At 57.3% G+C, this 12615-nt stretch carries 7 protein-coding genes; 3 read left to right on the plus strand and 4 right to left on the minus strand.

Features of this window, described 5'->3' with window-relative positions; genetic code table 11:
- Window positions 1–354 precede the first annotated feature (354 nt).
- Together OSO_RS0130390 and OSO_RS0130395 are read left to right on the plus strand one after the other, a co-directional pair.
- On the plus strand, window positions 355–3810 hold the full coding sequence (locus OSO_RS0130390) for a PSD1 and planctomycete cytochrome C domain-containing protein (RefSeq protein WP_010586705.1): 3456 nt from the start codon (window positions 355–357) through the stop codon (window positions 3808–3810).
- A gap of 56 nt (window positions 3811–3866) precedes the next feature.
- Window positions 3867–5309, plus strand: coding sequence for a DUF1501 domain-containing protein (locus OSO_RS0130395; RefSeq protein WP_010586706.1), 1443 nt, complete (start codon window positions 3867–3869; stop codon window positions 5307–5309).
- Window positions 5310–5418: 109 nt separating this feature from the next.
- On the opposite strand, the gene OSO_RS0130400 is transcribed toward OSO_RS0130395, so the two are convergent.
- From OSO_RS0130400 to OSO_RS0130415, 4 genes are all read right to left on the minus strand, one after another.
- Window positions 5419–6306: a bestrophin family protein gene (locus OSO_RS0130400; protein ID WP_010586707.1), complete on the minus strand. Its 888-nt coding sequence runs from the start codon at window positions 6304–6306 to the stop codon at window positions 5419–5421.
- Window positions 6307–6316: 10 nt separating this feature from the next.
- Window positions 6317–7606 carry a PQQ-binding-like beta-propeller repeat protein gene (locus OSO_RS0130405; RefSeq protein WP_040593406.1) on the minus strand — a complete coding sequence of 430 codons (1290 nt, stop codon included), beginning with the start codon at window positions 7604–7606 and terminating at the stop codon, window positions 6317–6319.
- Between the two features lie 81 nt (window positions 7607–7687).
- Window positions 7688–9673, minus strand: coding sequence for an alpha/beta hydrolase family protein (locus OSO_RS45810; RefSeq protein ID WP_010586709.1), 1986 nt, complete (start codon window positions 9671–9673; stop codon window positions 7688–7690).
- A gap of 112 nt (window positions 9674–9785) precedes the next feature.
- A complete protein-coding gene (locus OSO_RS0130415) occupies window positions 9786–10310 on the minus strand; it encodes a GNAT family N-acetyltransferase (RefSeq protein ID WP_010586710.1) in 525 nt (174 codons plus the stop codon).
- Window positions 10311–10656: 346 nt separating this feature from the next.
- On the opposite strand from OSO_RS0130415, the gene recQ reads away from it, so the two are divergent.
- Window positions 10657–12510 carry a DNA helicase RecQ gene (recQ, locus tag OSO_RS0130420; RefSeq protein WP_010586711.1) on the plus strand — a complete coding sequence of 618 codons (1854 nt, stop codon included), beginning with the start codon at window positions 10657–10659 and terminating at the stop codon, window positions 12508–12510.
- Window positions 12511–12615 lie beyond the last annotated feature (105 nt).

Here is a 12615-nt window from a genome sequence, read left to right on the forward strand (position 1 = left end):
ATCCCCCCGTCCGATCATGCCGATTTTTCCGGTCGACACTTCAGGGAGATTCCCTCACCTTCCAATTCCCGAACGCTGGGAATTTCGAACCCTGTTTTCTGCAGGTCAAATCGGGGTCCTTGTCGTCTGCGGGGTATGACGAATATGCTGTTGCTGATGGAAACTCGGTGGGATTGTGCTGGCGAACCTACTGAGGAATCCTGCCTGACGATAAATGAACGCCCGCCCAATTGTCCTACCGCAGAATCTGAGACCCGCACTCATCGACGACAGTAACGCCCCGACTGTGATCGAATTCCAATTCGACTTCCCAAGTTGAGGCCGCCTGAATTGGGTGAATGCAAGGAACCGGTGATGGAACGATTTTTCCGACGATCGATTCAGTGGCTGATCTGCCTGGGGCTCGTGGCCTGCTCTTCGGCGAAGTGTGCAGAGCCTGCCGCACCAGCGCCCACCACAACCGAGTTCGACGCATCGTCACTGGAGTTCTTCGAAAAGGAAGTTCGTCCAATCTTGACCGCACGATGTCTTGAGTGCCATTCCTCTGCAGGCGGTGGCCCGAAAGGTGGATTGCAACTGGATTCGCGCGACGGATTTCTGAAAGGGGGTGACACGGGTCCGGCGGTCTCGCTGACCGACCCCGCCACCAGCCTGTTCCTGTCTGCCATCAACTATGGCGACCTGTATCAAATGCCGCCAAAGTCGAGGCTGCCCGCCAGTGAGATCACCACCTTAACCAAATGGATTGAACAGGGACTGCCGTGGCCCAAGGAATCCGCATCCTCAACCAGCCAGGTCAAACCATTTGATCTGGCCGCCCGCGCCGCCGAGCACTGGTGCTGGCAACCAATTCAAGACGCACCACCGCCGTCGGTCAAACAACACGACTGGCCGAAGTCGACAGCCGACCAGTTCATTCTGGCAAAACTGGAACAGAGCGGACTGATACCCGCCCCTCCCGCCGAGAAGGCGACCTTGCTGCGTCGCGTCTACTTCGATCTGATCGGCCTGCCCCCTTCACCGACAGAGCTGGACGATTTCTTGAACGACAACTCGCCCCAGGCATTTGAGCGTGTCGTGAATCGCCTGCTGGATTCCCCGCATTTCGGCGAACGTTGGGGACGCCACTGGCTCGATCTGGCCCGCTACGCCGAAACGCGCGGTCACGAGTTTGAACCGGTCATCCCGAACGCCTGGCAGTACCGGGATTACGTCATTCGAGCACTGAATGCGGATGTTCCCTATGATCGCTTCCTTAAGGAACAAGTCGCCGGCGACTTGATCGAACCGCGATGGCGCGATTCATCCCACGCCACTGCGACTCCGATCAATGAATCTCTGCTGGGCACCGCGTTCTGGTTGCTGGGTGAAGAAGTCCACTCACCGGTCGACATTCGCAAAGATGAAACCGACCGGATGGACAACCGACTCGACGTGCTCTCCAAGACGTTTCTGGGATTGACGGTCGCCTGCGCGCGTTGCCACGACCATAAGTTTGACGCCATCTCGCAGCGCGACTACTACGCACTTGCCGGTTTCGCCATCAGCAGTGGCTATCGCCTGACGCGCGTCGACACGGCAGAACAGCATCGCCGCGTTGCCGTCGAACTCGATCAGACCCGCCAGGCGGCCCGTGATCAGGTCGCGAAATCCATCTTCGATCGCACCCACGGCGTGATCGAAGATGGATTGAACCTCTATCTCACAAGCGCAAAACAACTGATCGAACAGAACTCTGATCCAGGTGCTGCGATCGCCGAGAACGATCCACGCCTGGCGGCAATGGCGACGAAACACGACTTGAATAAAACCTTGCTGGGCCGCTGGTGCACAGAACTGGAACTCGCAGGGAAAGAGACCCAGCACCCGTTATTCAGCTTCATGAATCCCCCATCGGCAACACCACCCGAGCCCCCAGCCTCGACGACCGAGGATGCGACCCCCGCCGCCGGCCAGGAAGCTCAAGTCCCCGGGCTCATCGTTGACTTCAGCGACACAGAAACGTTTCTGCCCATTCAAGATGGCGTCTCGTTCGGTTTGCGACCGACATCGCGTGGGGACCTGCAAGTCGTTCCGTCGGCCGATGGAACGCAGCTCAGCGTCAGCACGATTGGCGGTTGGAGGCGTGATCCGTTCTGGAACAAGATTTCGCTCTCGCAAGGTACCGAAGTCGATATCGGTACGATCGGCGCCTGGGCACCGTACGGTCGCATGGTCCGCTCGCCCGAATTCCTTCTGACGAAAAACAAGATCTGGTATCTGGTCCGCGGCTCCGTTCGTGCCTATGCCGCTGTGAATTCGCATTTGATCGTGATGGGACCGCTCCATGGATCATTGCTGCGTGAATTCAAGCATTCCGATCACGACTGGCACTGGGTTTCGCACGGACTGGAACTCTACCAGGGCCATCGTCTGCACGTGGAGTTTTCTCCCGGCGACGACGGTCCATGTACGGTGGCCATGATCGTCCAAAGTGAGACGGAACCGTCCCTGCCCAAGGCAGGCTGGAGCGGATTGACTGCCGCGCTGCAGAACGTCCCCAATGACCAACGTGCTTCGATCATTCAGCGTGCATTTCAGCAGGTGGCTCAGAGGCTGACTTCAAAACCATCTGGGGCCACCTCGTCTGCGCGAGCGGCACAGGAGCAGGTCGAGCTGGCCGATTGGTTCGTCCGACACCTGCATCTGTTCTCCCCTGACGATCAATCCATTCGCGTCGACCTTGCCGATCAGGAATCGCGACTTTCAAAACAAGTGCGTTGGGACTCGTCACTCGCTCCGTCGATCCTTGACGGGAACGGTATCGATGAACATTTGCTGGTTCGCGGCAATTCGATTACCCCCAGAGAAACCATTCCTCGCCGCTTTCTCGAAGCCTGTGGCGCCGGAGCGAAGACGGGCTCGGATGTCGCGACGCAGGTGGCTCAGACGCCCGCCGAACCGCTGACAGGAAGCGGTCGAGTCGGACTCGCCGAAGACATGCTGGGTAGTCCGTTGGCAGCTCGAGTAGCCGTGAATCGTATCTGGCACCATCTGTTCGGACGCGGCATCGTGCCATCCGTCGACAACTTCGGCGTCCTGGGTCTGCCCCCGTCCCATCCCGAACTGCTGGATCATCTGGCGACCCGATTCGTCCGCGAAGGGTGGTCGACCAAGTCGATGATTCGCAGTCTGGTACTCAGCCGCACCTATCAAATGTCGAGCCACCCGACACCCGCCGACGCGCCCGATCCGAATAACGAACTTTGGCACCGCATGCCCATCAAACGACTCCAGGGCGAGATCATCCGCGATTCACTGCTCGCCGTTTCAGGACAGCTCGATCCGAAACTGTTTGGCCCCAGTGTTCCGATCCATTTGACGGACTTCATGCAGGGACGCGGGCGCCCCGGAGCCAGTGGCCCCTTGAACGGCGACCGCCGCCGCAGCATCTATATCTCCGTACGACGGAACTTCCTGTCGCCGATGATGCTGGCCTTCGACACGCCCTCGCCCTTCTCGACCGTGGGGCGCCGCACCGTTTCAAATGTGCCAGCTCAGGCCTTGATCCTGATGAACGATCCCTTCGTCGTCGAACAGGCTCATGCGTGGGCGATGTCGGCATTGGTCGATGCCAACGCCACAGACACACAGCGCATCCATCAGTTGTATCTCACGGCCTTCGCACGAAAGCCGTCTGCCGTCGAGGTCTCTGATGCAATCGGGTTCGTCAACGCTCAAGGCGTCAAGACCGTGGAAAGTCAGCGCGAGGCCTGGAGTCACCTATGCCACGTGCTGTTTAACGTCAAAGAATTTGTCTTCATTGAGTAACTCGTTGGGTCAGCCATCACGTTTTTGTCGAACACAAGTCTTGCACGAGACACGCCATGTTTCCCTGCCAACGCTACATCGCTCAACCACTGACTCGACGCGAAATGCTCTCGCAAGCCGCCCACGGATTCGGGGCCGTGGCGTTGTCGAGCATGCTGGGACATCAACTCGCATCGGCATCGACGGCCCCCGCCACAAATTCGTTGATGCCGAAAGACACGCACTTTCCGGCCAAGGCCAAGCACATCATCTTTCTGTATATGGATGGCGGTCCGTCTCAAGTCGATTCGTTTGACCCCAAACCGGTGCTCGACAAGTACGACGGACGAGCTCCCCATGAAGTCATTGGAAAGGTCGAACCAACTCAGTTCGCCAATATCGGCAAGATTCTGAAATCGCCTTGGAAATTCAAACAGTACGGCGAATGCGGCATGCCGGTCAGCGACCTGTTTCCCCACATCGCGTCGTGCGCCGATGACTTGGCGGTTGTCCGTTCGATGATTTCGCCCTTCTCGGAACATACGTTCGCGAACTATTTCTTGCATACCGGTCACGGCCAGCAGGGACGGCCCAGTCATGGCGCCTGGGTCAGCTATGGACTGGGTTCGGAATGCGATGACCTGCCGGCGTTTGTGATTCTGAACGGTGGATTGATTCCCCCCGGCGGAATGGACTGCTTCGGCAGTGGTTTTCTTCCCGCGGCGTTTCAGGGGTCGGTCTTCACCTCAGGCGAAGCCCCCGTCGCGAACATTCGACCGAACGAGAAAACCCGCGACCTTCAGGATGCAAAACTCGCGCTGATGCGGCGGCTGGACAAACAACGACTGGACCAATTGGGACATGTCGACGCACTCGAATCCGCGATCGCCAACTATGAATTGGCTGCACGGATGCAGACCGCAGTTCCCGCACTGATGGACCTCGGCCGCGAAACGAAGGAAACGCAAGAGGCGTACGGGTTATTCGATGAGTTCCCCAATACGCGAACATACGGACGGTCGTGCCTGGTCGCCCGCCGTTTGATCGAGCGCGGGGTCCGCTTCATCGAGCTGACCTGCCCTGCCGGAAACGGCGATCGTTGGGATCAGCATTCCTCGCTTGTCGACGGACACACCAAGAACGCCCGCTCGGTCGATAAGCCTGTGGCCGCGCTGGTCAAAGATCTGAAACAACGGGGTCTGCTGGATCAGACCTTGATCGTCTGGTGCGGTGAATTCGGTCGGACGCCGTTCGCGCAGGGAAGCGACGGACGTGATCACAATCCGTTTGGCTTTTCCATCTGGTTGGCCGGAGGCGGAATCAAGGGCGGCGTGATCCATGGCGCCACCGACGACTTCGGCTATCGCGCCATCGAAAACAAGGTCGAAGTCCACGACCTGCACGCCACGATGTTGCATCTGCTGGGCGTCGATCACACGCGACAGACGTTCCGCTTTGGCGGTCGCGATATGCGTCTGACCGACGTCCACGGCCATGTCGTTCACGAGATCCTGACATAGCAGCGTGGTGAAGTTACGGGGACTGGCTGCGGCCAGATTCAAAAATGCGATGACATCGTGAATGCCAAGGTGCCTGTCCCCCTGACTTCAACAGGTTGCGAAGCCGAATTCAGATCGGATCAATCTGATCGCGAATTTCTGACAAGACAAACTCGTTGCTTTCACAGAACGAACGAATCGGCAGGTCATTGATGTGGAAACCGAAGGGGTCTTCAATCTCCACGCCGATCTCTTCGATGCCGTAAAGTATGTAAGAGATAAACAGTGTCGCCAGGACCGTGGTCCAGCCGTAATCCTTGACCAGTGCAAACGGCAGCGTGAAACAGTAGACAATCAGCACTCGCCGCAGGTGCACGGCATAGGCAAATGGAAGAGGAGTCGTCCGGATTCGCTCGCACGCACCACAATAGTCCATCAGCAACTGCACATTGTTGTCGAGTGACGCCAGTTGCAGACCGTCGATCACACCCCGCTGACGGGCGAGCAATAGCCGTGAGGTAATATTTCGAGCGACGGCAAGCGGAACATGACGTGACGCTTCGACGCGCTGAATCTCACGTTCATCAATGCCGTCCAGCACCGTTCCAATTCCGGCCGCTCCCCGAATCCGTTGCATCGTTGAGTACGGAAAGGCCATCGTCCAGCGGATGACTTCTTGCATCAGGGGGCGATCGGCAGCCAACCAGACCCCCGTTTGCCGCGCCAGGTTTCGGCATTCGTTCGCGATCCCACCCCACATCTTCCGGCCTTCCCAGAAGCGATCGTAGGACGAATTTGTGCGGTATACGAGCAACAGCCCAAGGGCGGTTCCGATCAGCGAATGTGCCGTGGGAGGAATCGAGATCCGATGCAGAGACTCGGGGCCGAACTGATAGGCCAGCACGACCCCAATCGACCAGGAAACGCTCGCGAGAACCCGACACAGGATCTCGCGGACCATCGACCCTTCGACATCGAACAGGTGGCTGGTCCAGCGATGAGGATCATATGAGCTCATGAATCTCCGTTCATTTTGCGGAAGGGCTCCGTTCGATGCGGTATACGTGTGTCTTTGAGCGCAAGACCAGAGAACGCCCCGCCACCGCCGGCGAGGCGACAAAGCCCGAATCCAGATGATTCTCGGCGACTTCTTCGAATTCTCGCCCGGCTTTGAACACGGGAATCGTCCCTGATTGAGAAAAACAGTAAATCAAACCATCGGCATACAAGGGCGACGCCCAATAGTCCCCGCCGTAGCGTTTGGTCCAAATTTCTTTACCCGTTTTGGCATCAATGCAAGTCGCAATTCCGCCATCGTTCATCATGAACAGAAGATCACCCAGCAGTATCGGCGAAGGACGCTTCGGAGGCGCCTTATTCGTCTTCCAGACGATATTTTCCGTCGTGGTCCCCTGCCCTTTCGGTGAAATGGCCACCAGAAGATTGGGACCATCCGCCGTCGTCACGTACAGCAATCCATTGCCAAACAAGGGGCGGCACGCCGCATTCATGCCGCCATGAAAGGCGGTCCAAATTGGTTCCCCGGTTTTCGGATTGTATGCGATCGTCGCTTTGGCAAACGGACTGATGAGCAGTTCGCGCCCTTCCGACTCGATCAGAATCGGAGTCGAATACGCTTTCTTCGCGTCACCGTCGGTCGTGCCATAGTCGATGTTCCGATCAGTGCGCCAGACATCTTTTCCCGTCAGCTTGTCGAGCGCGGTGATGTACTGAAAATCAAACCCATCGAACGTCAGATAGAGCAGCCCGCCGTAGATGACAGGTGACGACCCCGGTCCACGAAAGTGATCACATTTCAAATCGCGGCGTTCCCAAATTGTTTTGCCGGTCTTCGTATCCAGACACGCGGTACCGTAAGCCCCAAAATGAATATAGGCACGCCCCTCTTCCAAGTAAGGGGTGGGCGATCCATAGCTGTTCGTCGCATGTGTGAATTGAGGACTATCCGTCTCGAACAGTTTGAGATCATGGATTGTCTTGCCGGTGTCGAGATCCAGGCACACTGCGGAAAAGACGATGGGCGCGTCGAGCTTCGGTTTTTCAGGCGTCGTGTTCTGAATCTCGGGTGCGTTCGTCATCCAGATTTGCTTGCCCCAGATCACGGGACTGGACCAGGCCCGGCCAGGCAGCGGCACCTTCCAGACAATCTCTGGCGAGCCTTCGCCGAACGTAATCGGCAAACCGGTCGCGTTCGACGTTCCGTCGCCCCGCGGGCCACGGAACTGATTCCAGTTTTCGTCGTCAGCAAATGCCAGACCCCACGACAAAGTCACCAATGCCAGCGCGGTATATCGCATGCAGACCTCTTTCAGCGGCAAAGCCCAGCACATCCTACGATGCGCCTTCCAGTTCATGTCCATTTGCAATGTCTCGATTGATTACTCTACTGTGAACTGCCAGCGTGCATCAAACAGATCGGCCCGTAAAACGGACTCTTGATAGCCTTCGTCGATCTTTGGGGCAAATCGAATCACCGCGATGTCTCCCAGACGTGGGTACAGATTCGCGTTCGATTGAACGAACTGCGCTTCATGGAAGGTGTGCCCGGAATTGATCACGACGTATTTCTGCGGACTGAGCGGATTCGGATAAATCATGGCGACACCGTGTTCGGCCGTCGAATAACCTTGTCCACGAACTTCGAGGGTCCCCTCGCGCATCCATTTGATCGGCAAATCGTCCACAATCTTTGCCAGGAAGGAATTGGACCCCGGGTCGCCGAACACAATCAGATGATTGTTGAGCAAGATTTCTCTCGTGACTTCAAGGTCTTTCACGACCCTCACACGGGCGCGCATGCGGTGATCAAACTCGTGCGCAAATCGATCGAAACTCCACTCTGCCCACTTGGCCAATGGATCGGACCAGGGAATTCCGGTCGGCACGACGCACACAAAAGGTTCCATGAAGGCGTCATCGATCGGCCCTTGCAAATCATGACGCTTGCGAAGTTCTCCGCGGGGCCATTTGCTTGCTACGTAGTTGCGAGAATGATCCTGATCCAGGCTGAACCAGCCTTCCGGACGTTTTTCAAAGTAGACTGCGGAGTCGAGCATGTCACCCGCCCCGCGAAGCGCCTGGACACGTTCACCGTCGATGACCGCCGTATCGGCAACGTCACGCAATACCCGCAGGATCGCCACGTTCTTCGTGACAATCCGGGCGGTCTGCCTGTCGGCGTCGACATCCGCCTCGACGACTGTTCGTTCATACGGACGATCCTGCTCTTCAATTGTGATCCATTCGCACTGATTGTACTTCAGCGTGTATGTGACGAACTTCAGCCTGGAAGGCTGCGGAAACACAGGACGCCCCCGATCCGACCGTTCCAGCAGGAATGCGACAAATTCTTTTAAACTGTCGGGGTGGAATTTGTGTCCCGTCCCGGGCCCAATGAGTAACGGAATCGAGATCCCCAGTTCTTCAGCCTTCTCGTGCATGGTCTTTGCCGCAAACAATTGCGGGTCCTGATCGCCACCGTACCCAATCGCCGGAACGTCGAAGGCATTGAGCGCATAATCCTGCGCGTCATAAATCTTCGTCAGCTTCTGATGCAGTGGGGACAGCGGCGCCGTCAGCTTCAAGTGGTGCACCGTATCGACAAACCCGGCTCCCGCTCCGATCGACGACCACAATGAGGGATAGTGCATTCCCAGATGCCAGACCCCTGCTCCTCCCATCGAGAACCCGCGCAGGGTGACGCGAAGGTCGTCGATCCGGACGCGCCGCTTCAAGTCGGCCATCGCTTCAAACACGTCTGTCTCGCCAGCCCAGCGGTAGGCGTTGTTCGTTCGCCCAAACACGTCGAGCTGAATCCAGGACATTTCTCCCTTGAGCTCTTTGCCATCGTGCTGGTGAATGAAGCGGACTTCATTCAAGTTGGCTCCCCGCCCGTGCAATTCGACATGCAGTGGCCAACGCTTCTCGGACTTCGCATCGAAGTCATTCGGTAGCGTGACCGCATAGGGTTGCACCGATCCATCCACCCGCGAATAGTACCCGAGTACGGTCGACCCCGCCTTGGGAAACCAGCTCGCATTCCCTGGACGCGTTTCTCGCCCTGCACGCAGCATGTCGGCACGTTTTAACCCTGCCTCAAGCGCGGCGATCGTCCATTCTGCATACTTGGGTTCAAAAAACTCGTGATGACGCAGACACCACTCCGCCGCCTTCGCGAAGAGTTCGACATCGGCGAGGTCCGCCTTATCGACGCGAGCCGTTTTCAGCGTGGCGACCTGCTGATCCAGTTCCGCGAGCTTCTGGCGAATGATCGCGTCGTCTGCCGCGGTGGGATCTTTGACATCCGTTGCCGGAAACTGACAGACGAGCAAAACCGTCAAGACAACGGGGAATGCGAGCAACATGAGGCGCACTTTCAAAGAGAAAATCGAGGCCCCGACAAAACACGCGTGAGTGTACCCGTCCGAGACAAAAAACCCACCGCATGACACATCGATTCAACAGGTCCGGGCCCATTTAAACGGGATCAGCGCTCAATCGCTTGCTTAACAAAACGCTTCGGTAATTCGTGTGATTCCAGTGTTCAAAGCCAACCGGACGATAGCCGCGCAGTGTGCAGAATTCGACGAGATGGATCGCCTGTTCCGCGGTATCGACGGTGAGCTCAGATGCGCCGAGCGTCCTGGCCCGTTCCTCAATTCGTTCCAGCAGGCGACTTCCGAACCCCAACCCCTGCAGCGCAGGCTCAACAGCAAATTGGCAGCCCATTGCAACATCGGGACGGTTGTACCAATCACAGTAGGGGACCACCGTCGTGGGCGGAATCAAGAGGATCGTGCCGACCACTTTCTCACTCACAAGCATCACAAAACATTCGCCGCGTGCGACCTTTTCGCGAGTGATGTCCACCGTTTGTCGCGATGCAAGGTATTGCAGGCCCATTGCAGCCAACCGCGAATAGGCACGATGCAAGAGTTCCGTTAGTTGCTCGAGGGAATCGGATTCCGAAATGGGTCGAATCAACAAATCCGACGGAATCATGACGCGGCTCCTCACTCATTCACTGTCGACTTTCACCGTCGACTTAAATTTAGCGGTCGGCTCAATTGTCGACGCGGATGAACGGAACAAATGCTCGAGCAGACGGCCACACCGCGGGGTGCGACTGACGGCACAGCGCTGTCACTCGCGAAACACAACCTACGACCGCGACGAAATTACCGTGTTTCTATAACTCAGGGATCTGCGGCGATATCATCCTGCCACATCACGATTCGCGATGGGGGCGGGATGCGACGGAATTCTCGTCCTCGACGAGAATCGTATTCAGTGAACCCCGCCCACACCCATTCCGTCAGCGATCACTCGCTCTGCAGAACGATATCACATGTCGATGCCCGCCGCCCGAACGCCGACGCTACCGCAAGTTCTTAAAGAGTATTGGGGCTATGACGCATTTCGCCCGCTGCAAGAAGAGGCCATGCGGGCCGTGCTGGAACATCGTGATTCGATCGTCGTGTTACCGACGGGCGGGGGAAAATCGATCTGTTTCCAGGCACCTGCCGTGGCCATGCCCGGGTTGGCCGTTGTCGTTTCGCCCCTGATCTCGCTGATGAAGGACCAGGTCGACGCACTGACGGAATGCGGCATCCCCGCGGCCTGCGTCAACAGTTCGATGAGCCAAAGCGAACGGCTGAAGGTGACCGAGTCCATTCGTAGCGGCACCTTGAAGCTGCTGTATGTCGCCCCGGAACGGCTGTGCAACGATCGGATGCTCAGTTTCCTCGAGTCCCTGAAGGTCTCGTTCTTTGCCATCGACGAAGCCCATTGCATCAGTGCCTGGGGACATGACTTTCGGCCCGAATATCGCATGCTGCAGCAGCTCCGCACACGATTTCCCGGGGTCGGCGTGCATGCTTACACGGCGACGGCAACCGAACAGGTCCGTCAGGATATTTCTGACCAGCTTGGGCTGCGTGACCCCAAGTGGCTGATCGGCTCGTTCGATCGCCCGAATCTCGTCTATCGCGTCCAGCGACGAAACGACCTGCGTAAGCAAGTGCGAGCCGTCGTCGACGCTCATCCTCAGGAAGCGGGCGTCGTCTATTGCATTTCACGTCGCGAAGTCGACGAGCTCGCCGAATACCTGTCGCAGGCGGGCTATAAGGCTCGCCCCTACCATGCGGGATTGTCCGATGCCGACCGAGTCCGGCATCAGGATGAATTTCTGAACGATCAGACACAAATCATTGTCGCGACGGTCGCCTTCGGAATGGGAATCGACAAGTCCAACGTGCGGTATGTCATTCATACGGGCGCACCGAAATCGCTCGAACACTACCAGCAAGAGACCGGGCGGGCCGGACGCGATGGCCTGGAAGCCGAATGTTGGCTGCTGTGGTCGTCGGCCAACTTCATCACCTGGCGAAAGATGCAAGAGGAACTCCCTGCCGAGGCGAAAACACTGGCCTTAGAAAGCCTGAAAGGGATGGAACGGTTTTGTACGGGTGTTTCCTGTCGGCACAAGGAACTTGTCGAACACTTCGGACAGACTTATCCGAGTGAATCGTGCAACGCTTGCGATGTTTGCCTCGATCAGTTGGATCTCGTCACAGATCCACTTGTGATCGGTCAGAAGATTCTGTCGTGCGTGGTGCGAGTCAAAGAATCGTTCGGGGCCGACTACGTCGCGCAAGTTTTGGTCGGCTCAAAAGACGCCCGAATCCTCGACAACGGACACGATGAACTCTCAACCTACGGGCTGCTCAAAGAGGAACCGAAAGAAGCCGTTCGCGATTGGATCGAACAACTCGGCTCGCAGTCTTTTCTTGAACGAGTCGGCGAATACAACACGCTACGGGTCACTCCCGAGGGATGGAAGCTGCTCAAGGGACAGATGACCGTGCGGCTTCTCAAACCGTCCAAACGAAAATCGACACGTGAACGCTCGACGAAAGTGGAAGCGGCGACATGGGACGGCGTCGACCGCGAACTGTTTGACGTTCTGCGAGGTCTTCGACGCGCGCTCGCGGAAGAACATAGCGTTCCTCCATTCATTATTTTCGCCGACACCACCTTACGAGATCTTGCCCGGCGACGACCCACATCGCTTGGCAATTTTCGGAAAGTTCACGGCATCGGCGAGAAAAAAACGGCGGATTTCGGGGCCCGGTTCACCGACGCCATTCGACAGCATTGCCAGGCGAACACACTGGAGGCCGACCTCTTCTCTGACGAGTAGATCGGCCCAGCGAGCAACATGGCCGATCACCAGCGGCTCAAACATCGCTGAAACAAGGTGATTTGACTGCGACGCAAATTCTGCGTCTGAAACGTGATCCGGTGA

It is taken from the genome of Schlesneria paludicola DSM 18645 (assembly GCF_000255655.1).
Classification (GTDB): domain Bacteria; phylum Planctomycetota; class Planctomycetia; order Planctomycetales; family Planctomycetaceae; genus Schlesneria; species Schlesneria paludicola.

Bases quoted from the DNA above. Each gene is read 5' to 3' on its own strand.
- OSO_RS45810 (WP_010586709.1), bottom strand. From the start codon at position 9,673: ATGTTGCTCGCATTCCCCGTTGTCTTGACGGTTTTGCTCGTCTGTCAG.
- recQ (WP_010586711.1), top strand. From the start codon at position 10,657: ATGTCGATGCCCGCCGCCCGAACGCCGACGCTACCGCAAGTTCTTAAA.
- OSO_RS0130395 (WP_010586706.1), top strand. From the start codon at position 3,867: ATGTTTCCCTGCCAACGCTACATCGCTCAACCACTGACTCGACGCGAA.
- OSO_RS0130405 (WP_040593406.1), bottom strand. From the start codon at position 7,606: ATGCGATATACCGCGCTGGCATTGGTGACTTTGTCGTGGGGTCTGGCA.
- OSO_RS0130390 (WP_010586705.1), top strand. From the start codon at position 355: ATGGAACGATTTTTCCGACGATCGATTCAGTGGCTGATCTGCCTGGGG.
- OSO_RS0130400 (WP_010586707.1), bottom strand. From the start codon at position 6,306: ATGAGCTCATATGATCCTCATCGCTGGACCAGCCACCTGTTCGATGTC.
- OSO_RS0130415 (WP_010586710.1), bottom strand. From the start codon at position 10,310: ATGATTCCGTCGGATTTGTTGATTCGACCCATTTCGGAATCCGATTCC.